Origin of the sequence: Haloarcula marismortui ATCC 43049 (assembly GCF_000011085.1) — an archaeon.
Classification (GTDB): domain Archaea; phylum Halobacteriota; class Halobacteria; order Halobacteriales; family Haloarculaceae; genus Haloarcula; species Haloarcula marismortui.
Genome location: NC_006393.1, coordinates 75,788 through 98,684, shown reverse-complemented (window position 1 = coordinate 98,684; position 22,897 = coordinate 75,788). Strand labels below are relative to the sequence as shown.

The window sequence follows — 22,897 nt, the reverse complement described above, 5'->3', positions numbered from 1 at the left end:
CGAGATACAGAGCCTGAATTCAGCACGGCACACTTTGGTTGACGGTTTCTAAATAGCCAATATGACCGTATCATAGATCAAGCACAGGGTGTTGAACTTTGTTCGTCCGAGACTATGTTCTTGTTCTCCTCTGTTGGCTGATCTAAGGTGGTCAGCGGCTTGAAGTAGGCTTCGAGGTTGACTTAGGCGTTCAGATACTCTTTGGTGATCATGTCGCTTGGTTCAACGTTCACCATTTGCTCGGAGATATTGACCCTGTTAATTTGCTCGATGAACGGGACGACGTGGAATCTCGGTTTTGCGTATCTATGGTAGTCTCCGAGGCGCCCAATCGCCGCACGTTCTTCGGGAAGGACGATCTTCACACCAGGGATCGCCAGTGGAGGTATCAAGAAACCCGCCTTGCATGGGTTGTAGAAGCTAGTTACTAATGGGTTTTGAGATGTGGACATCTATTTTATTTTCTATCTGTGAATATAAATCCAATAATGGAATAATCAAAGAATGGGGAATGAATAATTTAAATAACTAACCCAAGCCACAGGTTCCTAACCCGAAGTCAAACGCAGCTATTGACCCAGATCGTCGAAAAACTCCGGATCAAGCCGGAATACACCATCTTCCACCTGAATCAAAGGATTGCCCTCTCCAGCAAAATTCCTAACCGGAAACCCATAACCATCCTGCAAATCACGAGCCATAGCAATAGCTCGCCTCTTCACTTCCCACTCATCCAACACTAGGTCAGGATCACGTTCAAACACGACCGGAACCCAGTGATCCACATCAATCGCCATCGAAGAATACGGATACCGCTCAGGGACTACATCAGAAATAAACCCGGAATACGCTTCTGGAAGTTTCGCAATCAACACCTCCTTCAGAATCTGCTCAGCTACAGCCACCTTGTGATGAGCGTTGTCCGTTTTCCTACCTTCGTGAACGATGTCACAGCGCTCCTTGTACACCATCTCGACAGCACTGCCGAGACCATCTGCATCAACGTGGTTGAGAGTTAGAAGATCCTCATCCACGAGTTCACCGACCATCCGAACGACGGCTTGGGAAATAGACTCCTTCTTCAATTCTCCAATCTCACCTCCTACCCCTCCCCGAAGCGAATGATTATCATCGTCTATCGAGTCTAATGCCGCATCTTTTGCAGCGTCCAAGGCCCTCTCCTTCTCCTCAGACAAGTCCGCATCCTCCCGCTCAGCAAGAGACTCCAACCCAGTCCAAAACGCAACGAGCGCGTCTTCCGGTGTTTCAGTGGAAAGCCCGAGATTATACCAGTTGATTGCTCTACCGAGTTCATCGTCCTCAGAGAGCTTGTCATCGATATTCTCGTGGACCTGACTCCCGATATCCAAGATAAATTCTCCTGCCTTCAGGGAGGCATCCATTTTTGACTTGTTCGGAGCATCTACCGGTCTGACCTTGTAGTGATCACCGAGAACGATTCCTTCGTCAAAAGTGAATGCTAAGGCGCTGATAATCCGGCTGGCCTTGGCCATTATCTCTTCGTCTGCCTTCTCTTTGGCATCACTCCGATCATCGGCTTCGAAGATGATCTCCAGTGTCCCGGTTATAGAGTTCGGATTCTCCTTGGGCTTCAATATGATCTTCTCTGAGAGCTGATATTCTGATCGTATTTCGACAGGGCCATGGAGGCGGTAGGCCACCCAGAAACTCTCACACATTACGGCTCTCCCGGTGTTTTGGACTTAACTCGGGATAAAATGGTGCGTTAGCGTTACCTTCAGGTAGCAGTCAATGAGGAACAGTAACTGAGGACGGGTTATTCAGGAGGAAATGCCGTATTCTGATTCGTATCTCTTGATGATGAATCCGAGGAAGGACGCCACCTGGTGAAGCAGCAGGATCGCGTAGTCCTGGTCAATCCGTCCATGCCGTTTCCGATCACCGCCGGTCCGACCCACACCGGTCTGCACTCCCTTTAGAATCTGCTGCCACTCATGCTGCATCGCACCGTTTGGCTCAAACAAGCCGTTTCCCCGCATCTGCTCAATATAATCCCCGAAGCTATCGCCCTCATCTCCCCAATCCTCAAGTTCGACGCAGATTTTCTGAGTCACCGCCTCCAAGCTATTGTACAATTTCTCAGCGATATGGAAGGTAAACGTCCCGTCCTCGTACAATTCCCACGCCTCATTGTACCCTGCTAACTCGTCCTCCCACCTCTCACCCTTGGTCAAGCCGCGAAGCCGCTGATCCGCCTCGACAAACGACTGGTCCGCCAACTTCTCGAACTGGAACGAACCGAACTCATCGGGGTCGTATAGCGTCTCGGTCTCCCTACCGAGATGGTCCTCGGTTTCGACCAACGGAAGCTGGTCTCGCTCCGGCTTCAACTCCATCATAATCCGCTCTTCCCGTAGTACCCGACGGATCTTATCATCCATCTTCATCAAGTCAGCCACCCGGTCCTTGTGCCCATCACACTCCGACCAAGACGTATTCAACAGGAACTCGATGTAGGTCAATGCCTTGTCCCTGTCCACGTGCTTCAGCAACCCAGTCTGCAGTCTCCGCAAGTCGTTCACCGACTGGCTCCGGTCGAAGTCACCTTTCGTCACCCCGAATTCGCCTTCGTGCTTCCGGGCGGTTTCGATGATCACCCATTTCTTGGAGTACTCGGAGACCACGTTGGCGAGGCGGTCCTGTGCCGTCCCAGCCAAGTCTTCCTTGACTTTTTCCTCAAAGGAGGTGTTGCGTTTGCTCCAAGGAACGAAGCCGGTATGCTGGTCCTCATCCTCAGCCATTGTTGTCTACTACTCGTTGCGTCACTGCCAAATCAATTACCCGTCGCTAGCAGTAGTTGAAAACACGCCTATTCAGTAATGCTTCCAAATTCTGGTCGGTATTAGAAGGGGGCTCAAAGCAAGAGGAATACCGTCATCCATACACATAAGAATACAATCAATCTGGCCTTCAGACTCAGATATTAGGCTCTGTTGAAATACTCTGGAATTGACAAATCGGTGTACGAGATAGAGAATGAATTCAGCAGTGTCTCCCCATACGATTCTCCCAGTGACCATTTGGTCGGTGTGGTTGACCACCGGTATTCTCTACTGAGATAATCTACAACAACATCAATATTATATCCACGTCAACAAGTATCGGAACAGTATAATTATCCGCAGAAGCAAATCGTTACAACGACAGTCACACAAATGAGTGCAACAGACGAACTTGGATGGCGAGCAGGCGACATCTGGTCAACACTGGAGATTTTACGTACTGCTACGCAGTCAGAGGCAGTAACCGAGTGGCTCGCTGAGAGCGAGGTCACCGCTAAAACCTTTGTTTCCGGCTATCCAGTGTTCATCGAAACCGGACTCCGTCATTTTCTATATCTTTCCCGACATAACCAAGACTTGGAACTGGAAGAAGATTATATTACACGCCGTGCACTGGCGCAACTTCCACCACTCTCAGAGATTCCACACTCCTCAGAGACACTGAACCTGTATCGGAACTGCAATCAAATACAGTCAGCCCTCCGAGGGTGCTCTTCACCTGAACCTGCGTCGCTCATTTCCGAAGTTGCAGAAGCGATAGGACCACTGTTAGAGATACGTAGGCGACTTGAGCAGAATTTCGACCCGGTCAATGTGGATGTACCCCCTGCCCGAATACGCCGTGACGCTGTTATTTTGAACCTCTACATCGCGTTCCAACAGACCCGAAATAACCGGCCGGTCGGTTATGGACCGTCGAATCTCAACAGTTGGTTAGACGGAGGTTTCAGAGAAAGCTCTGTGCAGGGCTACGCTGCAACTCTTCAGTATCTGTGGTCAACCGTTCTCAACCCTGAGGAATACGTTGATTCAGGGATTGAAGATCTCACACAGAGCGACCGCTACACGCGGCGTGACTTGTGGGAACGGGAGCAGGTTGGCATCGAACAGAGTAATGAAACCGCGTTGAGTTTGTATCGGCCTCAGATCGAGGAGGTCGTCTTGAAGCCCTTGGACGCTCGTTATCCAGACGATCTCACTAGTCTCTCCCTCGAAGCGGGAGATCTCCTCCACTGGACGGGTGGACCTCTCAAGCAGTATATCGGCCCACTTATTTCCGATAGCAGTGCTCCACCGTTAGATAAGTTAGAACCAGCCGCGAGGGTTGGGTACGGATTGATATGGTTTGAGCAGGGTGAATGGCTGGGCGGAGGGAGTTTCAGTCGAACGCCGCTCATTGAGACAGTTATCCGGGGACTGACAGCCACATACGACCAATTCGATGAGACGGTCCCGCTTCACGTCACTCGATTCAATCACCCAGTCGAAAGAGGGAATCTGGTCTCGTATGCGATTTTGCAAAGAGTGCCTGAGAGGAGCCTCGGTGATCCATCGGGCTGGCTGATATTCAACAACGTAGCGGCGGATTTCGAAATCGAGGGAGAGTACAGAATCAAACGCATTGAATCGCTTATTGAGGAGATCCCAGATACGCCAGTTGAAAGGACAGCGATTCAGGTCGAACGGCAGGAGTTTATTGATGCTGTTGCCGGTCGGTTATCCGACGATTACGTTCTTCAGACACGGGCGAATACTCAGATGCTGAAGGCGATAGAGGCTGGCCGCGGGGTACTTGTGGAGTTACTCACGGCATATGTTCTGGCACACCGGTATACCGGTTCGCAGGTTCACTGGAGTGATACACGGGACGGCGAGGAAATCGATGTCTGGGTTGAACATGATGGATTCATTCGGGTGATCGAGTGCAAGACGGACCTCGCTGCAGCTGGCGTTGATAAGACACGTCAGCAGCTATTGCGGAAGACAGATCGATTCGAGTCAGATTGGACGGTCAAGGGCGAAGTATGGACCTGGGAACCACCAGCAGAATCGGCTGTAGAATCGCTCGAAACACACGATATCACTGTCTCCTGTGTTACTGAGAGTTCGGAGCTCAATACCAGCAACACTGATGATCTATCCATGCTCTTCTCGGAATTCTTGCCGGAGATTACAGAGCGACACCCACTCATGCCTACACCGAGGTACTCATATTGAGTCAGGAATTGGGTTGCAATATCAGAGAGTTCTCAACCAATCAGAGTGCTGTACTCGCGCTGTGTATTCAGCAAGCCGTTATGAACATCAACGCAATCTGGGAGAATCTACAGCGAACATTCGCAGACTTACTGAGCAGTTGTTTCACACCCTCTGATCAACAAAGAACCCGTATACAGAAAAATGACTAACTCGGCAGTAGCCGATCCAAAACGACACTCGTCCCGCCCTCCCGTTCGCCGGTGAAGGTCAGGCAAAGTTGGCCGTCGACCTTCCCACCGACAACCGAGATCGTCGCAACTTCGTCGGGAAACGAGACGGTCGTCCAGCCATCGGGTTTCCGGACCCGGAATTCGGGCATCAGTTCTTCTTCTCTCGGCGAAACCCATCAGCACTCTGGCTGGCATCCGAGCCATTTTGTGTCTCCCTCGGAGCCAGAGGAGAGCATGAGTACGACAGCACCTTCCTTCGAGGAGTATGACTTCGACCGCGGCGACCACGTTCGAGCCGACTGGACCGAGGGAGACGGCCCACTCGATGTAGTCGTCGGAACCGTTACAGAGATTTCGTGTTCCGGCAGCAACGTGATCGTCGCTGTCGAGGCTGACGACGACCAGTATCCCGACCACTCGATCTACGGCGGCACACACGATTGTGCTCCCGAGTGGGTCGAGCCACTAGAGCAATCCTAGCCCAACAGCACGGACTCGCCCGTATTTTGTGAGCCTCTACCGGAAGAGGTGGATTTCGACCAAATTCGATCAGAACCCGGTAACAGAGAACGTACTTGCCAATTATAATCTCACCGGTAACACTTCACTCAAGAATTCGTTCAGGACAATCAAATAGTCGGAATCTGTTGTGTTTAGATATGACGACAGATACCGAGATCGCACTTTTACGTATTCAACCAGACACATTAGAACAGTTGGCTTCAGATGTTCTCTCCGCATACGGATACGATGTTAATCCGAGTGGAACCCAAGGAACTGACGCCGGACGAGACGCATATGTGACCATCGGTGGTCAAGCAGGTATAGCACATTACAGTAAACAAAAAACGTGGCGACAGAAACTTCGTAAAGATGCTTCTAAGGCAGGAGATCACGAGCGAGAATATGAGATATTTGTCTTTGTGACGAATCAAGAAGTGACTGGTCAGCAGGAGATGGATATGCGAGAAGAAGTTCGAGAAGAGTACGATTGGGAACTTGATCTGTGGCATCTTGAGCGGTTGCGTAATAAGCTTGAGACAGACCTGCCCGAAATTGCTCAACGTCATTTGGGTGTCGATCCGCAGGGAAGGCCAGACAGCATTGAGGCTATTGAAGATTTGAAGCAGTCACGAATTGAAGCAATAATAGATCGGGAGGAAATCCCTGTAAATCTTGAAGACGGTCCCTTTGTGGCGATTCACCTGCTACCGAATGGAATGGAGAGCATGGAATATGGGGTTCCCCCCTCTGAATTGCCGACGCCACCTAAGTTCGGAGATGAAGAGGCTCCGTTCGACGGCGATCCAATTGATATTGGTAAAACTTTTGTTCGTGAGAGAGGCGCTGACGAGCATCGTGACTACACATTCATTCACGAGGATGGGTGGATTGAGGCTGTTTCAACCTACTTTGTCGGCCATGATGGAACGTTCCCAGCACATAAATTCGACACAGAGGTGGTCAAAACGGTTCGTGGATCGTTGAAGTGCTTGAAAGAGATTGGAGCGAAACCGCCCATATTCGCATATCTTACGGTCCATGGTTTCAAAGATGTTGAGATGTGGTATGAAAAGCGCGTTCACGGTCCACAAGATGCAAAAATCCCAAGAGAGACCATGTCACTTACTCGTGCTGAAATTACAGCGTTCGACGAATCTACACCTCAGGCATTGAAACCGGTTCTTGATCGGTTCTGGAATGGTTGTGGATGGAGTGTGGGTTGCATAGACTACTCCGACGGTGAATGGGACCCGTATTATAAAGGGCGTTAAGATACTCACAAAGCCCTGAGTTTGTTGAGGTCACGGTTCAGGTATTATCTAGGATAGCAAGTTCATTTTGCGGTTGTTGAATTGTAAAACTGGCTTCCCCACAACATCAACACGTCGTCACGACGGCCTGAGAGAGGCAGCGACACCTCCACTTTTTTGAATTATGTATAATGTTCACATGGGTTGCGATGGTTTCCAGACTACTCCTGACAGTGTGCGACCGCGCGCCAGGATCTGTTGGGAGGGTCCAACGACGGCGCGATTGCATAGATCGAGCTAATAAAGCAATCTTAGTCTGACAACAAGGGAACTCACCCGTATTTTGTGAGCCTCCGCCGGGCGAGAGGCGTTCCAGAGAGAGCGTCTTGACCTCCAGTTATGTCAGAGGAACACGCGATCCAGACCAAGTTAGAGGGATACGTCGTCATGACTCAGAACGGGCCAGACAGCCTCGGCTTTGGCACGTACACACGCAACCATCCTGCATATCTGAAAGCGCGCGTTGAGGCGCATCAGTCTCCAGCAGCCGGCGTCGTAGTCAACGTCAAGCGAGCACGCCACATCGCTCGCGAGTACCACGGCTGGAACCTGCCAGACGAAAGTGAGCTCCGTCACCAAGCGATGGCGGGCGATGCGTGATGTCCAGTGACTCGTCCCAGTATATGACCTGCAGAACCGACGAGTGCGACGCGCCGATCTTCGACGCCAAGCGCATCGCGTCTGTCGACGGAGAGTACGGGCCCTGCATGGCTGTCGGGCGTCACGCCAGCGTCTGTTCCAGTGGTCATCTCTCTGTCTGGGACGTCGCTGAGGCCTGAATCCTGTCGGTCGCGTACTCGCACTGGTGATTTTGTGTCCCCCCGAGAGAGTGAGGGGTTACCCGAACATGAGCACCGAACAGCAGTCCGTCGACGAACAGTCTCCAAGCACCGAAGCCGACGACCGACCGGACATTCGTGCCCAACACCGGCAGGCACAGACGAGTGGCGAGGTGTTTCAGGGGCGTCCCCGAGGTGAGAGGTAGATGTGTTGTCCCGACTGCCGCCGGCCACGGTCGGCGTCGGCGTGTGTCGACAAACGCTACTACGTCGACGGGCAAGCCCATGACCCGATCCCGTGGGGCGAGGGGAGCCAGTATCTCACGTACAAGCTGCAAGTCCTCCAGAGCAACGAACGGGCCGTTACCGTCGACCTCGAACGGTGGCGCGACCAGTCGTGTCCTGCGTGTGGCGTCGAGCACGGCGAGGTCCATCATCGGCTCTGTGACTACGAGGAGTGCCCCGCATGTGGCGAACTGTTGCTACTGTGTTCTTGTGTCGTCGAGATTGAAGTCCTCACAACATCCGGCCTGAAGGGCCGTCTCAAGCAGTCCCTCGCTCGTCTCCTGTAAGCGAGACGCCAGCTTCTAGAGTGGGCTCGATGTCAGACCGACCTCGTGTAGCGTACTTTTGTGTGCGCCGACGAGGGTGCCGGCGTTGCACTGACTGCAGTGCGTGGAGCACCGGCAGGTCACGATCTACCAATGCATATGCTCATCTACGCGCTCGTTGAGGCATCGACAGCAGACGCAGCACTCGCCGCTGGCAAGGGCGTCTTCGACAACCTGGTCGGCGTCGACAGGCACTCAGACGCAGTGTTCGACTACTACGTCACGTTCGACGAGAGTTCCACCGTCGCAGGCAAATCCCGGTGGGGCGAGCGTCCGACCGCGGCCCCGGTCGACTCCGAGGCCGGCCAAGAACTCCTTGGGGATGGCTGGGAGACAACGAAGTCAGCGTTCGAGCGTAATCTCCAGACGGTCAAAGACGCCCTCGACGAGCTTTCAGACGAGGAGATTATGCGCGACAAAGACCTCGCTCGATGTGCGTTCCAGAGAGTCGGAGCCGCCAAGGGTCCAGAGATTGCACTGTACGAGGAACACGGATGCGGGATTCGCGATCGGACGCAGCTTGACCGGCTTCTGGACGAGAGTGACAACCTCTGGATCGTCCCCGCCGACGTCCACTTCTGAGGGAGAGCTGCGGCAGTCAGTTTTCGTCGAATCCGATTTTGTGTGTTCCTGGCGGGTGAGGAACACGAATGTCGGAGACTCCTGATTCATGCCCGAGAAAGGATTGTGACGCAGCAATCGTCAAGACCGAGACTGTCGACGTCGAGGCAGACCCACGCGCTCGTGACCCGCGTACCGAGCCTGTCGTCACCTGCGGGGAGGGCCACCAGCGAGTTATGTAATCGCTGGTCTGCGTTTCCGAGGAGTGACGACGCGCACGTCGGGGTCGCGCGCGGTTGGAGACGAGAGGGACACGACTGCACTCGCGCTGGCAGTCGGTCCCTCTCAGCGTGGGGCAGACGGCCGGGCGAAACAGACGGATACCTGGTAGATAGCAGCGTAGGGCAGACAGCCGGGCGAAGCAGACGGATGCTTGGTGGATAGCGGCGTGGGGCTGGCAGGCCGGCTGAGAGCGCGAGAGACGAGTGTGTGTCGGCGTGGGACTGACGGCCGGGCAGGACGGATGGTTGGCTGGTGTGTCGTCTGACCGCCGGGCAGCCGCCGCTGGGCGGCACTCTCGCTCTTGCCGGAGCCGGTGCGTGGGCTGTGGGCCGGCGGAGAGGGTTCGGGTGGGATTCGTCTCGTGTGTGGCGGGCAGGGGATTCTGGAACTGCTTGGCCTGGAGTCGAGTCGTGTGGCACTCGTGACGGTATCAAGGGGGGCGACGGTTCGGATGGCGGGACTTGAGGGACTGCTGTGGGCGGGACTCGTGGCACTGACGTCGGCGGTACGACTGACTGCGACGGGACTGCTGGCTTCGACGGCACTACTCCGAACGGTATCGCGACGACGGACTCGGTGTCGGACCAGCACACCTTGAAAGCCCCACGCCGCTGGCGGTCGCTCAGCGACATATCCGCGCAAACCGCACGCGGATAGGGGCCGCTGACGCGACCACGGCAAGCGCCAGCGGCGTGCCCCTTTCAGTCCCGCCCAACTGCTACGGCACAGCACAGCAAAATCGAACACACGCGTCGGAGTCGCGCGCGATCCGGGTGAGGAACCCTCGCGGCCGGCGCTCCCTCGCCGGAACGAGGACGGGCACTGCGTGCCCTGTGTTCCGGGCTGCTCACTTCGTTGCGCTGCCGGGCTTTCACCCATCCGGCACTCGCTTGGCCGCGCGGGATGCTGGCTCACCGCAACCGCACACGATGGGACCGCCTGCCGGGGTGTCAACCACCTATGGTTTTATATACTATTCTCCCTCGAAACGCGAAACACAAGACGCCGCTTAGAAACCACTCAGACACCCGAATATTGCACTTGAAACAATCCAAATGGTCCGTTATTTTTAAGTAGTCTGCACCCATGCATTTACGTACGGAAAGACACGACGCACGCGGCGCTGGCAGGGCAGTTTCACGCCGCAGAAATCGGGTGTACTAGCACCCGACAAGTGTCTTTCCGTCAGGTGACGTAAGACAATGTACGCTAGCAATTCCAGCGGTAAGAAAGCATCGGCAAGCAACCAGACGGTTTCCCTTTCGGCCCACGTCGACGGTGGCCCCGAACAGCTTCTAGAGGCGGTCGCAGAGACCGAAAACGGCGACGAACTCGATTTCAGGATGAATCGGGGTAGCGATAGCCGTGGCAACTTCTACGCCCGTCAGGAGGAGGCATACGACTACGACTGGACCCGCTCGACCGAGGTTGGTCCGGACCGGCGGTTTGGCGAAACGCTGGAACAGCAGGAGGAACGTCACGGACGCGAAGCCGAGCAAGCCCGACACTCCGAGGTCGCACGCGCCCACGTCGACGGTGCCGACCGCGAAGCCTCGGCTCGCCAGCTCACCGACGCCGAAACCGGACGGGCTGACGGGTTCCGCTCACCGGCTGACCCCCGGCAGTGGATGGACCGCGACACGCTGGCGCGAGTCAACCAGCAGGCCGCGACGCTGGCAGACAAAACCAGTCTGTCACGAGCGGCAGCAGGCCGCCGACTCGCGGCCCTTGTGTCCGGGCAGATGGGCGACTGTAACAGCCTGTATGAGGCTTCCTTTACTGTCTTGGACGAGGCCCAGAACGAACTGCAAGTCCCCACGCCTATCGACGAAGTGAGTCCCTACGGCTACGAGTGTACGGTCGAGGGCGAAGTGACCCACATCATCGCGGAGCCAGACGCGCGGAACCAGTACCAAGTCCTCTACATTGAGGACGACGAGGGAACGAGCGCGAAGGTCACGGTCTGGGGCAAGTCCATGCACGGCGGCGAGATGGTGCGCACGCTCCGCGAGGGCGACAGAGTTCGGATTTCCGGGGGCAAGCCTGACGACTACAACGGTATCAAGACGGTGGCGGTCACGAGCGACACGCTCATGTGCATCATCGAGCGCGGCGACGGTCCCGCGCCCACTGGACACGGGGGCGGTTCGTTCGGTTCGTCCGGCGATAGTCGAACGGCGGCGTCATGGGAAGCCGAGTCAGACACCCATCAGTGGGCCAACGAGCGGGATTCTGACCGCGCGGTCGCCGTGACGCTCGGGAAGGCCCGCTGTCCTGAACCCGGGTGTTCGGACCTGTTCGACACTGAGCATGGAGCCACCACCCATCAGGGCATGGTCCACTCCGCAGACTAACGCCCGGTAGCGAGGGCGTCCCCCACTGAGCGGGGGGCTTCCTCAGGCGGTGCGACGGTGCTCGCGCACGCGGCCTCGCCGCCGCCTCCGGCACAGCGGGCGGCGGCGAGACAACCGCGCGCACGGACTGGCACGCCACCGCATCAGCGCGTCAACGTGGGTCAGTCTGGTGGGGGCTGTGAGAGAGCCGATGTCCTGGTGTGAGCGTGGACGTGGGCCAGCCGGCCCGGGAGAAACCGGGCTGAGTGGCTGGTGGGTCGCGACAGCGCGCGACGCCGACGGTACGCTCCGCTCGGCGCTATCGCGCGCCTCGCGGCGGTCCATCGCGCCTGCGGTAGCGGGCGCGATCCCGGCCTGCCGCCGGGAGGTGGACAGGAACCGCATTCGTGGCTGGTTCGTCGAGATCCGGCGTCGGCGAGAGTGGCGCAGCGGTCTTAACCAACGTTGGGCGGGTGATCGCGGGTATGTTGGTTAAGCGTCGGGGAGCGCTCGGATGCCGCTGCCCGCCGGCGTGGATTTTGTGTGGCCGCAGGCGGGTGGCGGCCAATTGGGGCCGTCGGTCAGAACCATGAACTGGGAGTGTCCAGACTGCGAGAGAGAGTTTGAGACGTACAGAGAAGCAGACAGTCACGGTCACCAGACCTTCACAGAAGACGACGCCGAGGTCGTATTCGACATTGCACTGCCCCCGACGCATCCGAAGGTCACTGCCTCACTGTCACGGCGGCTCAAATTCCGCCTCAGGCAACTTCGGTGAGCACGGGCGACTCAGTTTCTGGTCCCGGTATCCCGGGCGGAACATCTCGATTTTGTGTGGCTGCAGGCGGGTGGCGGCCAGACAGGGCCGCTGGGAGGTGATATCTCAAATGGGAGACGTCCAGTGTCCACGCTGTGAGGAAGTCTTCAATACCCGGTACAACCCCGTGCGGTTTCGCGCCGGGTCCTTCTACGACCCAGAGCGCGATGAAGAGTACGAGCAGGTCTGTGAGGACTGCCATCGAGAACTGACAGACAAGTAAATCAGTCGTCTACTCCCCAATTTTTTCTGGTACTGGATCGGGTATCGTTCCGAGTTCCATCTTCAGGAGGCGTTCTGCTTCATCAGTGTGGGTATCCTCTTCGATCAGGAAGGCTTCGACGGTTTCCCGATCACTGTGATACTGGATTGCTGTCTCGTATCCATACCGGGTGTTTACGCCTGGTGCTGAGCCGTGCTTGACACGCACCAGAAACTCGCGATCCTCCCATGTTTTGATTTTCACTGACCGCGGTGCATCGAGTTCTTGCCGGGCAATGTCGATCACTTCGTCGACGACCGGCCCGATCGTTTCCATGCTCGGAATCTGACGCTGGTTGGATGGCTGTGGCTCTGGAGAAAGGTGTGGCTGTGACATGAGAACGGTGCGTTGCACACTTGTCCGTCATCGCTCAAAAAGCTCTGGGTTGGGGTGGCTCCCCCAGCTGGCACACGTCGAGGTACTGATCCCACAGAGTGCCAGGTGTATCGCAAGCGTGGGTCTGCCGGCCGGGGCGCAACTAGGCTGGATGACTGGTGGACCGTCCCAGCGCGCGACGCCACTGACAGACTCGCGATGCTCGTCTGTCGTGTCCTCGTTCACTCTCGCTCACTCGGACGACGGGGCGCTGCGCTCGGCGCGGTCGCGCGCCTCACGCCGGTCCAATCGTGCCTGCAGTAGCGGGCGCGATCCCCGCCGGGAATCGGACAGTTCTCCGGCTGAATGCCGCACTAAATTACGGTATTTGGAGAGTGCGAAAACAAGGCGTGTTGTACTTGTTGGGGTTCGGATACAAAGCTCCGGACAAAGTGGTGCGGTCGCCGGCCAGTGGCTGCCGGGTTGTGCGCCACGAAGGGGCGGAAGTGAGCGAGGGTCGAGCGTGGGTCTGCCAGCACTGGCTCAACTCGAGTGTGGTCGTGATCGGCGTGGCCCTAGACGGCGGCGACCGGCGACGTGCGTGGCACAGTGGACTCGCATGACACTCGGTGGGGCTGGCCCGCCATGTGCAGTCCCGGTCGGACTCTGGGGAGTGAGGTGAGATATATCTGTTCTCCAATAGTTATAGCCGGGGCTGAGTGGGCGGGTTTTATTCTACCTGAAGTCCGCTGTTCGTCACCGACTCTTATGTTCTATTTCTTATGTACCGCTGCTTCCAGCGCCCGCCTCACGACTGAATCTCCAAAGGACAAGATAAAGAGTGTCTTACATCGGCGGTTTTCGGTGAATAATTCGACCGCCATCTTGCGATTTGGGTTTGTGTCAGTCGGGGGTGGTGATTCACTGCCGGTGATTCAGACCGGGTGAAAACCGCCGCCATCTTGCGATTTCAACGATATAATAGTAGCAATAAAGGTAAGTATCGAAATTTGATAGAATGGGAGATAGACGTTCTTGCAATCCACTCTTACCAGCGGCGTAGAGAGAATTACAGTCACAGAACAGCACAAAAGTATTAGATATTCTATACAGGGGAACGAGTTCACAACGGCGGATTACATGAACTCAGATACGTCGCGCTCTTCCTCTTTTGACTCAGTTTCGTCCCGCTCTTCAGTCTCGTTTGAGTCCCCCTCTGCATCTGATTCAGTGGGTGATTCACCACCTTCCTGCTCGGCAGATTCCGTCCCTCCTAAGCTGGGATCTGGGTCCGGCTCAGAGAAGAGTCCGCCAGTGTTGTCGTCGGACTGCTGGTCGTGATCGCCACCGTCATACGCATCTTCTGAATCTGATAGGTTCGGGTGATCTGTGTCCGGAGACGTGACGGCAGTGTTTGCTGTTGTCTGGTCGAGTGGGTCGCTCGACTCGTCGTCGCCCAACCCGTCTGTCGCGTCGATGGTCGGCTCGACTTCGGCGTCACGATCCGGGCCACTCTCTCTGGACTCATCGTCGTCGTCCTCACCAAGTGAGCCATAGAGCACATCATCAAGTCGGGCCCGAGTGAACGAGAACCAGCTGTCACTCTCGATGTCGGTGTCATCCTCAGAGGGCTCCAGTTCCGAACTGCCCGGTGACTCCGCACCTTGCGCCGGAAGGCTATCGCGAACGTCCGCCAGTTCATAAGACTGCCCGTGGACCCACGTCGTCCGAGAGACGGCAACGCACTCACCGGGCTGGAAGTCTCGGAGCAGGCCGGATGTGACCGGCGTCTTGTCCTTCTCTTTGTACGTGTCCCGAGCCTGTGTTCGGGGGTTCTCGCCGCGCCCCTGGTGGCTCATCGACACCATCTCGGACCGGTCATACTGTCGACTCTCGCCAAGTTCGTCAAGGATGAAGTCCGTCGACTCAGTGTCACCCGGACCGAAGTAAACGCCCTGCGGGCAGTTGCCGACAATGCCAGAGATTGTACTATACGTGTCTTTGAGCTGGCCGATTGTCTGGACGCCGACTAGTGCCCGAGCCTTGTGTTTCCGCCCTCGGGCCGTAAGATTCGTTACCTGAGTGAGCGCCGGCAGCGCGTCAATCTCGTCGAGGATATGGACCGTCGGATTCGAGGCATTCATCGCGTAGCGGATCGACCAGTCTACGAGCAGTTGGTACATCGGCCCGAGCGTTTCCAGTTCTGTCGGATTCGAGTCGATGATGAGGACTCGGCCTTCCGGGTTCTCGATGTACTCTTGCAGCGAGAACTCCCCGTAGTCCCCAAAGTCACCGGTGAAGACGGGATCGACGTTCTCCTTGATAGTCTGGTAGACGTTCTGTGCGCCTTTGCCCTTGTCAGGGTCGATATGACCTGAGTCCAGCCGGTCGAACTCGTCAAGGGCTTTCTTGAGCGCGATGTGGCCCTCGTTGAGTAGTGAGACGATATCGGCATGACAGAGCGCGTGACGGCGATTGTTCTTTTGTGCGCTGAGATGGAGGTACATCAGCATCTCCGCGAAAGTCTGTTTTGCGGGCCGATGGAATGGGTCGTGGCCGTCGGCTTCGCCGAAGATCGCGCCGGCGACCTCTCGGAAGTCCGACTCTGAATCGGCGTCCTTGAACAGATTCCAGACTACGTCGCTGTCTTCGTGGCGGATGCGCTGAACATCGAAGCCCAACTCCTCGTAGAATGCTTGAAAGTCCTCGCCGGTATCGTGAGCGATGACTGCCGTGTTACTGTAATACGGGAACTGGTAGGCCAGTAGTTTCATCATCGACGTCTTGCCCGACCCAGTCTCGCCCACGACAGCCGTTGAGACATCCTGATCGAGTGTGAACGGCATTTCGGCCTCTTCGTGTTCGTGAGAGACTTCTTCGAGTGGGACGACGGACTCTCCGTCGTCGTGGTCCCACTGGTTCATCGCGAGCATTTCCGGCGAGGTCCGGCGGAGTAGTTCCCCTGAGAACACGATACCGATTGAGATGGCATACAGGATCACCGTGGTCGAGTACGAGACCATCGGCAGTGACAGGCCGGGCACGGTGAAGCCAGCGAACAATGTCCCCACTGAGATGGCAGCCAGAACGTGTGCGAACGGGAACAACAGCGCTGCGCTGGGAGTTTGGACAAGCACGTCGTAGAAGAACGCCGCGCTGATGAGTCCAAAGCCGAGGTAGATGTAGCGCCACGCCCAGAATCGCTTTGGGAGAACCTTGTCGCTGTCGACGATCATCGGCGGGAACAACAGCATGAACCCGGCCCAGACGAACCCGACGACGTTGTCGTACTTGAGGCTATTCGGGACTTCGCCAGAGCGTTGTCCCGGTGGTGCAGAGGAACTAGAACTCACTGCCACCACCCGACTTCGCGTTCGGGTTCCTGCTCGCGTTCAATATCAACTTCGGGTTCGCGTTCAGTTGCCGCCTGTTCTTCGGCTCTCTCCGCAGCACGTTCTGAGAGTGGCTCAGTTTGGCGCTCATCGCTCGCTTTCTCAGCCGTAGGCTGTCCGACGTCTTTCTGTTGACTCTTCTCAGTCGCCCGTTTGAGCGCTTTTTCGGCTTCGGGGTTCAGCGATAGTTCTGCCTCGTGGTACTGCTCCCGAGCTTCTTCGTCCACGACCCGGCCAATGTCCTCCGGAGCATCGCGAGGGGCAGCCGTTGGGTCGCGTGTTCGAGCGGGTTCTTCAAACGCGGTCGCTGCTTGTTCGCGCATCTGCTGGATATCTTCCCGACCCATTTCTAATTCCGCACGCTCGCCAGTCGCCGCGATATGTGCATGGGGAAACTCTGTGTCTCGGTGAACACCATACACGCAGTCGGTTGTCGGCTGCTGTGTAAACTCACTGTTCATGAAGTCCCGAGTGTTGGCACGGACTTCTTCTGGCGAATATTGTCCCGTGGGGTCTGGCGAGACGATCATGTGCCGCTGGAATCCGAACTCGCGGCTCTTGTCGACAAACCGATTCACCTCTGAGTCAGACAGTTCTCGCCCGGCGGGGTTTCGGAGGTCGACCGTCGCGCCGGCGTCCTGTTCGCGATCACGCTGAATGTAATCGACGAGGTTCCCTGCACCACCCTCCTGATAATCTGTTTTCAGCATCATGCACTCTCACCTGCCGATTCAGCAGCGGTCGAGGCATCTGACTCAGGGTTGCTTTCCTCGTCTGGTGTTTGCGATTCTATGTCTGGATCTCTCCCAACATGCTCGCCGGCAAATTTCAGCGCAAGCCGTCGCTGTTCAGCTGAATAGTCATCTTGAATCAGTTTCCAGATCGCGATGGTGTATGCCGTCCGGACTTTTTGGACGGTTTTTACCTCCTCCATTGTTCCAGACTCAAATTCTTCTAACAGCTCTGTCACCTCGCGTTTTGCCTCCTCCAGCAGAGCTTCGATTTTTGTGTTAGTGCTGTACCGCTGATACTGACTCTCTCCAGTCTCCCACTCAACGTAGTCCTCGATAACCTCGTGTCCATATTCGGAGGTGGATGTCCCCGCGGCGTCAGCCAGCTGGTCAAACAATTTTTTGTTCTCTTCGGTCGTGTAAATCTGGAGTAGAGTGCGTCTCTCAGTCATTCCTGACCCTCCTTGTTTCGGATGGTTTCAACCTCTTCCTCTAGTTTACCAGTCGCTTCCTCCATCGCAGTAGCGCGCTTGTCTGCCGGGAACTCAGAGGCTATTAAATCCCACAGAGCGACCGAGTAGAACAGTTCCTGCTCCGTGTCAACGTTTGTTGCTTCCTCAACGTCTTCGACGACGGCATCAGCGATGTAGTCCAGTTCCGATCCAAGATTTAGTTCCCCCGCACGCTGTTCCTGTAGTTCACGAGATATACGCTGTTCCGTAGCTTTCAGAATGTACTCTGAAACCCCTTCTCCCGTTTTGTTAGCCTGCTTCGCGATCTCTTTTCGCTGCTCTGTACTCAGCCGAATTGTAACTTTGTCACTCATTTGAATTCTCCGTAGTGTCAAACTCCGTATCAGTCTCTGCCTCGATACCACCGTCAGCGACAACTGCTTCTGGCTGTGTCTGGTCAAGCGCTACAGACACCACATCCACCAACTCGTCTTCGCTGAGTCCGTTGAGGACGTGTTCAGCCTTCTCGGGGGACAATCCACGATTCGCTAGCTCTTGCTCGACCGCTTTCGAGCGTACGAACTCTTCGAAATCAGCAGCGCGAGAGTCGGCCTCGTGAGCAACAACGTCAAGCGCATCTTCCGCATCAGCGTCGAGGTCAATGATCTGCTTCTCTTCCCACGACGTCTTGATTGTCAGCGGGTAATCGCCATGTTCGTCGACGCGAACCAACGCTTGCGAGTAGCCCTGACCGTCACCCAGTGACTCCTTGCCGGCTTCGGCGTGCTGGATGTAGGACTGCTGTTCGTCCGTCAGTCCAGCGCTTGTTGCTGTCTCGTCGCCTAGCTCTGGCTCGCGGTGATGCACCTTGATCGGGCACATTCCCGCGATTTCCTCGGCTGCGCCCTTGTCCTCGAACTCCGAGAGCGTCTGGGACAGCATCACTAGCCGGAGTCCAGCGTGGCGCTGGTGGCGAGCAATCTGGTTCAGCGACTCCAGATTTGCGTCGTCGTTGAACAGGTAGTGAGCTTCGTCGATGATGATCTCGACCTTCTGCTGCATATTTTTCGCCTGCTGGTACAGTGTCGACAACAGCAGTTGCATAATGAACGACTGCTTGCCGAGGCCACTCCCCGAGCCTTCGACCTGCTGGAGGTCCAGATAGACGGCCTTGCTGCTGTCGTCGATCAGCCGCAGGTCCGACTCTTTCGAGAGGTTGCCGAACGTACTCCCCGGGCGGAACGGATGCAGCGCAATCGAGAGTTCGTTTGCGTACTGCTGGATTTTCTGCTGGGAGGACTCTGTCGTCGCTCCCGGGAACATTTCTGGCTCTTCCTGGAGGCGGTCGACGACTTCGAGGAAGTCACTCAGGTCCGGCGAGTTCTCCGGCGTATGTGTCGACGGGTCCGCTGGGTCGATATCGGACTCGGAGAATATCTTGTCGATCAGGAACGTGATGAGGCCGCTGTGCATCTCCAGATCGACATCCCGGGATTGCAGGAAGTTCTCGATGACCCCGTACACTTCGTCTTTCTTGGCGGAGACGGGCTGCATATCCGGGGATTGTTCGAGGACATGCTGAGGCGTCGGATGCATCTCGCACGGGTTCAACGGCGTCTCGCCGCTGATTGTGATCGTCTTTGCATCCAGCATCTTCGCGCTGCCATGCATATCCCCGACCGGGTCGATGTAGATCTGCTTGACGTCCGACCGCTTTTTCAGCATCCGCATCGCCCGAGCCTGCGTACCGTGGGTCTTCCCGCCGCCGGGCATCCCAGTCACCAGCTCCGAGTGGCCGGTTTCCAGTTCCCACGGGTCGATCAGCAGCGAGGAGTCGTTGTGGCCGTGCAGTCCGTACTCGATGCCGTCCTCCATCCGCAGGTAGTTCGACGAGAACGGGAACAGCGACCCGAGTGCTTCCCCGGTCATCGAAGAAAGCCGATTCTGGCCCAGTTCGTTGGCCCCGATCGGCGAGACGGTCACCAGTCCTGCTTCCTGCCGGCGGGTCGTTCGCTTGACCCCGCAGTTCGATGGCGAGTCTCGCAGGAGCGTTTCGAGCCGGTTCGTTTGCTTCCGGAGGTCTTCTTCGGTCTCCGCAGTCAGCCGGATGAACGCCCCGACACGGAACAGCGACGTGTGGTTCCGCCGAACCATCTGCCGGATGTACTTCGCCTGGTGGACCTCCTGTTCGATATCCTCCGCTTCAAGCTCTCCCTTGTCGTTTTGCAGCATCTTCAGCGAGGAAATCCACTCCTTCATCACCGACACTGCTGTATCAGCGTCGTATGGGTCGATGTGGATTGAGACGTCGACGGCGAGGTCCGTATCCAGCAGCAGTTGCTCCAGCATCCCACTCGTCGGATGCTCGGGATACGTCTCGATCCAGAAGCACCGCGTATACGTCTCTTGGTCGATGAGGGCGTGGTCAACTTCCCACTCGATATCCGTCGGCGCGACCAGTGACCGATGGTTCTCACCGGGCCGGTGCAGTTGGGAGACGAAGTCAGTCTCGTCGACCTCGTAGTCGGTCCCGCCAACGTCGTCGGTGTCCATGCCCTCCGCAGCGTCATGGGCTGTAGCACCCTCGCCGTGCTTGATGAGTTCCCGTGCCGAGTACGTCACCGGGGAGACGGAGGCCGCCTCTTCGTACTCCCGCTCGGACCGCGTTTCGCAGGCCCAGTAGTCCTCAGTCAAGTGCGCCAGTTCATGCGGGCTGACCGACCGGCTACGGCACCGAAACATATTGTTGACTGCTCTGTCGACGGTTTCGAGCCGGTCGTGGAGCTTCTTGGCTTTGAACTCCTCTCGCTCGGCGTCAGTGAGCGTGTCACTGTCGAACCGAGTGAACAGCCGCCCAATAACCGGTATCCCGGTCAAGTAATCCGCGATAGAGTCGCTGTTCATCTGGAGATCATGGATATCGTCGTCAGTGACCCAGACGACGATGTAGTACTTGCGCTGGAGTTCAGTCTCAGTTTCAACGTTGCCGCTGTCGTCGGTGTAGCGGTTGACGAACTCCATGAGGACGCCCCGGAAGATCGAATGGCTCTTTGCATCGGGGTCGTCGAGTCGGTCGATATGCGCTTGGATGTGGGACTCGTTGTCGACTTCGGCCGTCGTGACGTGGAGTTTCGCCCGCCCAGTCAGGGATTCAGACAGGCGTGTGAGTGACTTGACGGCTTTCTCCCATTTCTCGTCGTCCTGCAGCGACATATTGGCGGGCTCGACCTCGACCGCGCCGACGTACGCTCCGTCGATGCGCTCAATGCCGTGGGGCATGACCCGCTCTAGTCGCGTGACCTGCCGAGTGTCCTGATTCCCCTGGCCGTGAGTGTACTGCTTCTTCTTGACGAGCCAGAACAGTCTGACCCGCAGCCACTCAGTCAGGCGATAGTGATCTGGCCGGACTTTGTGCAGGATGTAGAGGAACACTTCCACGACCGCTGTGAGAGCCAACGTGGGGAAGAACAGCGCCGCTGGCACGAATGGCATCCCCATCGCGACGAGGAAGCCAAAGGGCGGGATGAGGAACAGGATGAGTTCCCCCAGCGTGTAGTCCCCCCAGAAGTTGGTCGTGTCTCCGAGGGATTCGTGAATGATGTTCGTGTTGTACTCTTCTTCTGAGTCAGCCATTAGTCGTCATCCTCCTTGTGAGGGAGGCCGTCGCGGTACACATCCGGCCCTAATATATCGTCATCAGTTGCAAACACATCCCTGAGCGAGTCGTACGACTCGGACTCATCGGACTCCGTAGTCTCGGTATCGTTCTCGTCGAAGTCATCGTCGGAGAACGGCGGATCAACCTCAGACTCGAACACTCTGGTATCGCCAGAGTTGATCTGTGTTTGGCGCTCCATCTTGGTTTGGCGCTCCATCTTCGTCTGGCGTTCACTAATCGGAGTGTCGTCACTCTCGGAGTCGCCAGACGAGCCAGACGAGTCGGACGAACCACCGTTGGTGAATCGGCTGTTGAGGGGACTTCCACCGGACCCGCTCCCGCCGCCAGAGGGTGGTGAGCCACCAGAGCCACCAGACCCGCTACTGCCACTGCCGCCGCCAGAAGGCGGAGCGGAACCGCCTGAGCCACCGGAGCCACCGCCGCCGGAGCCATTGTTGCCGCCACCTCCGGAGCCGTTGGGGCCGCCGCTAGAACCCCTCTTCATGCCAGCGGGGTTGGCTGCCATCTGGCGGTGGACCATTTGGGCACCCGTAGCAGCACTGCCGACACGTCCTTTTGCAGCGCCTGAGGCAGCTCGAATCGTGCCACCCGTCGCCATTGCTGCGCCGGGACCGCCGACCGCGCCAGCGCCGGCTGTCGCCGCTGCACCACCAGCCGCCGCACCGATCTTGAGTGGCTTTTTGCCGCCGGCGAGCGCCTGCTCGCTGACTTGAATCGCAACGCGGCTACTGCGCTGGATGAGGACCTTCTGAGATTTTGCCGCCAAGTACAGCGTCACGAGGCTGATAAACAGCGACAGGTCAGAAGCCAGTCCCCAGTTTGTCGCTTCAAAGCTCATGCGGATCAGGATTGCAGGCGGGATGCCCGCAGCGAGGACTCCGGGATACGCGCCGGCGACCTGTTTCGCCAGTCCCGAGAAGCGGTTCAGCGGCCAGACTTCGACTGCCCAGAACGTCGCAACCAGCGGCATCGAGAGGGTCAGCAGGAAGACCAGCAGCCACCGAGTGATGAAGATGAACGCCGCCTTGAGGTAGACGTACAGTCCGACAACGATGAGGACGAGGAATATCCCAAGACTGAGATCCGCAATCTGCTGGGCTGAGCCGATTAGTGCGGCGACTTCAGTCGTTGATTGACCGGATTTGTAAATCTCGCGACCGATGGCATTGAAGAACTGAGTCCCCAGTGAGGCTACCGGAAGCCAAAAGAACAGTGAGAGGAAAGCAACCCCAAGTCGGCGTAGGAGCTTCTTCCGAATGACCGGGTTCATCGACCCGTATCGAACTCCAATCATTGCCAAGACGATGAACTGCAGCCCGAGTGCCAACCCAACGATTCCATCGAAGTAGATGCCCGATATTAGCGAGTTCCACGGGGCATTACTCGCAGATTCGAACGCAATGTCAACTGGGGCCGATGAATTCGGTCCTTCGGGGGCGGGTGTCCCTACCATCGGGTCAATGAGGTTCTTAAAGAACCCATCAAGATAATTGACTATCTGCGTTTTAAGTTGAGCAAGGAAACCACTGATACCAGATGTGATTGCCGACGAAAGTTCTCTCAGCAATCTCTGGAAAACCTCCTCAACGAGGTCCTCGCCTATTCCCGACTGCAT

Annotated in this window: 22 protein-coding genes; 11 read left to right on the top strand and 11 right to left on the bottom strand. The window is 56.7% G+C overall.

All coding sequences use genetic code 11. The features are described 5' to 3' along the window. Positions 1–182: 182 nt before the first annotated feature. The 3 genes from RR_RS01260 to RR_RS01250 all read right to left on the bottom strand — a co-directional run bounded on the left by RR_RS01260 (position 183) and on the right by RR_RS01250 (position 2,783). Positions 183–452, bottom strand: coding sequence for a hypothetical protein (locus RR_RS01260; protein ID WP_049938474.1), 270 nt, complete (start codon positions 450–452; stop codon positions 183–185). 117 nt (positions 453–569) lie between these two features. Next, on the bottom strand, positions 570–1,700 hold the full coding sequence (locus RR_RS01255; protein WP_011222362.1) for a HEPN domain-containing protein: 1,131 nt from the start codon (positions 1,698–1,700) through the stop codon (positions 570–572). Between the two features lie 102 nt (positions 1,701–1,802). Beyond that, on the bottom strand, positions 1,803–2,783 hold the full coding sequence (locus tag RR_RS01250) for a hypothetical protein (RefSeq protein WP_011222361.1): 981 nt from the start codon (positions 2,781–2,783) through the stop codon (positions 1,803–1,805). 414 nt (positions 2,784–3,197) lie between these two features. Between RR_RS01250 and RR_RS01245 the strand changes: the two genes are divergently transcribed. Next, positions 3,198–5,042 (top strand): hypothetical protein, encoded by a 1,845-nt coding sequence (locus RR_RS01245; RefSeq protein ID WP_011222360.1) that lies wholly within the window; start codon positions 3,198–3,200, stop codon positions 5,040–5,042. Between the two features lie 187 nt (positions 5,043–5,229). Here RR_RS01245 and RR_RS22215 read toward each other — a convergent pair whose 3' ends face one another. Continuing rightward, positions 5,230–5,403, bottom strand: coding sequence for a hypothetical protein (locus RR_RS22215; protein WP_011222358.1), 174 nt, complete (start codon positions 5,401–5,403; stop codon positions 5,230–5,232). An 85-nt stretch (positions 5,404–5,488) separates the two neighbouring features. On the opposite strand from RR_RS22215, the gene RR_RS01240 reads away from it, so the two are divergent. From RR_RS01240 to RR_RS22195, 10 genes are all read left to right on the top strand, one after another. Continuing rightward, positions 5,489–5,734 (top strand): hypothetical protein, encoded by a 246-nt coding sequence (locus RR_RS01240; protein WP_011222357.1) that lies wholly within the window; start codon positions 5,489–5,491, stop codon positions 5,732–5,734. Between the two features lie 179 nt (positions 5,735–5,913). After that, the gene (locus RR_RS01235) at positions 5,914–7,029 is read left to right on the top strand and encodes a hypothetical protein (RefSeq protein WP_011222356.1); all 1,116 of its coding nucleotides are present in this window, start codon (positions 5,914–5,916) and stop codon (positions 7,027–7,029) included. 378 nt (positions 7,030–7,407) lie between these two features. Further along, positions 7,408–7,668 carry a hypothetical protein gene (locus tag RR_RS01230; RefSeq protein WP_011222355.1) on the top strand — a complete coding sequence of 87 codons (261 nt, stop codon included), beginning with the start codon at positions 7,408–7,410 and terminating at the stop codon, positions 7,666–7,668. Beyond that, positions 7,668–7,847, top strand: coding sequence for a hypothetical protein (locus RR_RS22210; RefSeq protein WP_049938469.1), 180 nt, complete (start codon positions 7,668–7,670; stop codon positions 7,845–7,847). Before RR_RS01230 ends, RR_RS22210 begins: the two co-directional genes overlap by 1 nt. Before the next feature lie 68 nt (positions 7,848–7,915). Then, positions 7,916–8,053 (top strand): hypothetical protein, encoded by a 138-nt coding sequence (locus RR_RS22205; protein ID WP_004966779.1) that lies wholly within the window; start codon positions 7,916–7,918, stop codon positions 8,051–8,053. Continuing rightward, complete coding sequence (locus RR_RS01220) at positions 8,054–8,419, top strand: hypothetical protein (RefSeq protein ID WP_049938468.1); 366 nt, start codon at positions 8,054–8,056, stop codon at positions 8,417–8,419. Positions 8,420–8,551: 132 nt separating this feature from the next. Beyond that, the gene (locus RR_RS01215) at positions 8,552–9,040 is read left to right on the top strand and encodes a hypothetical protein (protein WP_007189780.1); all 489 of its coding nucleotides are present in this window, start codon (positions 8,552–8,554) and stop codon (positions 9,038–9,040) included. 68 nt (positions 9,041–9,108) lie between these two features. Then, the gene (locus tag RR_RS22200; RefSeq protein ID WP_170221547.1) at positions 9,109–9,261 is read left to right on the top strand and encodes a hypothetical protein; all 153 of its coding nucleotides are present in this window, start codon (positions 9,109–9,111) and stop codon (positions 9,259–9,261) included. A gap of 1,242 nt (positions 9,262–10,503) precedes the next feature. Beyond that, on the top strand, positions 10,504–11,655 hold the full coding sequence (locus tag RR_RS01205; RefSeq protein WP_011222351.1) for an SOSS complex subunit B family protein: 1,152 nt from the start codon (positions 10,504–10,506) through the stop codon (positions 11,653–11,655). 866 nt (positions 11,656–12,521) lie between these two features. Further along, positions 12,522–12,674, top strand: coding sequence for a hypothetical protein (locus RR_RS22195; RefSeq protein ID WP_023842963.1), 153 nt, complete (start codon positions 12,522–12,524; stop codon positions 12,672–12,674). A 9-nt stretch (positions 12,675–12,683) separates the two neighbouring features. On the opposite strand, the gene RR_RS01195 is transcribed toward RR_RS22195, so the two are convergent. From RR_RS01195 to RR_RS01165, 7 genes are all read right to left on the bottom strand, one after another. Next, positions 12,684–12,989: a hypothetical protein gene (locus RR_RS01195; protein ID WP_049938464.1), complete on the bottom strand. Its 306-nt coding sequence runs from the start codon at positions 12,987–12,989 to the stop codon at positions 12,684–12,686. 1,175 nt (positions 12,990–14,164) lie between these two features. Next, the gene (locus tag RR_RS01190) at positions 14,165–16,381 is read right to left on the bottom strand and encodes a type IV secretory system conjugative DNA transfer family protein (RefSeq protein ID WP_049938486.1); all 2,217 of its coding nucleotides are present in this window, start codon (positions 16,379–16,381) and stop codon (positions 14,165–14,167) included. Beyond that, on the bottom strand, positions 16,378–17,133 hold the full coding sequence (locus RR_RS01185; RefSeq protein WP_011222346.1) for a relaxase/mobilization nuclease domain-containing protein: 756 nt from the start codon (positions 17,131–17,133) through the stop codon (positions 16,378–16,380). The genes RR_RS01190 and RR_RS01185 overlap by 4 nt, the downstream gene beginning before the upstream one ends. Beyond that, positions 17,130–17,603 (bottom strand): hypothetical protein, encoded by a 474-nt coding sequence (locus tag RR_RS01180; protein WP_011222345.1) that lies wholly within the window; start codon positions 17,601–17,603, stop codon positions 17,130–17,132. The genes RR_RS01185 and RR_RS01180 overlap by 4 nt, the downstream gene beginning before the upstream one ends. Further along, positions 17,600–17,977 (bottom strand): hypothetical protein, encoded by a 378-nt coding sequence (locus RR_RS01175; RefSeq protein WP_011222344.1) that lies wholly within the window; start codon positions 17,975–17,977, stop codon positions 17,600–17,602. Before RR_RS01175 ends, RR_RS01180 begins: the two co-directional genes overlap by 4 nt. Continuing rightward, complete coding sequence (locus RR_RS01170) at positions 17,970–21,236, bottom strand: VirB4 family type IV secretion system protein (protein ID WP_011222343.1); 3,267 nt, start codon at positions 21,234–21,236, stop codon at positions 17,970–17,972. Before RR_RS01170 ends, RR_RS01175 begins: the two co-directional genes overlap by 8 nt. Beyond that, entirely contained in the window at positions 21,236–22,897 is a 1,662-nt protein-coding gene (locus RR_RS01165; protein ID WP_011222342.1) for a hypothetical protein, read from the bottom strand. The genes RR_RS01170 and RR_RS01165 overlap by 1 nt, the downstream gene beginning before the upstream one ends.

Bases quoted from the DNA above. Each gene is read 5' to 3' on its own strand.
- RR_RS01170 (WP_011222343.1), bottom strand. From the start codon at position 21,236: ATGGCTGACTCAGAAGAAGAGTACAACACGAACATCATTCACGAATCC.
- RR_RS01220 (WP_049938468.1), top strand. From the start codon at position 8,054: ATGTGTTGTCCCGACTGCCGCCGGCCACGGTCGGCGTCGGCGTGTGTC.
- RR_RS01185 (WP_011222346.1), bottom strand. From the start codon at position 17,133: ATGATGCTGAAAACAGATTATCAGGAGGGTGGTGCAGGGAACCTCGTC.
- RR_RS01205 (WP_011222351.1), top strand. From the start codon at position 10,504: ATGTACGCTAGCAATTCCAGCGGTAAGAAAGCATCGGCAAGCAACCAG.
- RR_RS01250 (WP_011222361.1), bottom strand. From the start codon at position 2,783: ATGGCTGAGGATGAGGACCAGCATACCGGCTTCGTTCCTTGGAGCAAA.
- RR_RS01175 (WP_011222344.1), bottom strand. From the start codon at position 17,977: ATGAGTGACAAAGTTACAATTCGGCTGAGTACAGAGCAGCGAAAAGAG.
- RR_RS01165 (WP_011222342.1), bottom strand. From the start codon at position 22,897: ATGCAGTCGGGAATAGGCGAGGACCTCGTTGAGGAGGTTTTCCAGAGA.
- RR_RS01255 (WP_011222362.1), bottom strand. From the start codon at position 1,700: ATGTGTGAGAGTTTCTGGGTGGCCTACCGCCTCCATGGCCCTGTCGAA.
- RR_RS22210 (WP_049938469.1), top strand. From the start codon at position 7,668: ATGTCCAGTGACTCGTCCCAGTATATGACCTGCAGAACCGACGAGTGC.
- RR_RS22195 (WP_023842963.1), top strand. From the start codon at position 12,522: ATGGGAGACGTCCAGTGTCCACGCTGTGAGGAAGTCTTCAATACCCGG.
- RR_RS22205 (WP_004966779.1), top strand. From the start codon at position 7,916: ATGAGCACCGAACAGCAGTCCGTCGACGAACAGTCTCCAAGCACCGAA.
- RR_RS01245 (WP_011222360.1), top strand. From the start codon at position 3,198: ATGAGTGCAACAGACGAACTTGGATGGCGAGCAGGCGACATCTGGTCA.
- RR_RS01240 (WP_011222357.1), top strand. From the start codon at position 5,489: ATGAGTACGACAGCACCTTCCTTCGAGGAGTATGACTTCGACCGCGGC.
- RR_RS22215 (WP_011222358.1), bottom strand. From the start codon at position 5,403: ATGCCCGAATTCCGGGTCCGGAAACCCGATGGCTGGACGACCGTCTCG.
- RR_RS01215 (WP_007189780.1), top strand. From the start codon at position 8,552: ATGCATATGCTCATCTACGCGCTCGTTGAGGCATCGACAGCAGACGCA.
- RR_RS01180 (WP_011222345.1), bottom strand. From the start codon at position 17,603: ATGACTGAGAGACGCACTCTACTCCAGATTTACACGACCGAAGAGAAC.
- RR_RS01230 (WP_011222355.1), top strand. From the start codon at position 7,408: ATGTCAGAGGAACACGCGATCCAGACCAAGTTAGAGGGATACGTCGTC.
- RR_RS22200 (WP_170221547.1), top strand. From the start codon at position 9,109: ATGTCGGAGACTCCTGATTCATGCCCGAGAAAGGATTGTGACGCAGCA.
- RR_RS01235 (WP_011222356.1), top strand. From the start codon at position 5,914: ATGACGACAGATACCGAGATCGCACTTTTACGTATTCAACCAGACACA.
- RR_RS01195 (WP_049938464.1), bottom strand. From the start codon at position 12,989: ATGGAAACGATCGGGCCGGTCGTCGACGAAGTGATCGACATTGCCCGG.
- RR_RS01260 (WP_049938474.1), bottom strand. From the start codon at position 452: ATGTCCACATCTCAAAACCCATTAGTAACTAGCTTCTACAACCCATGC.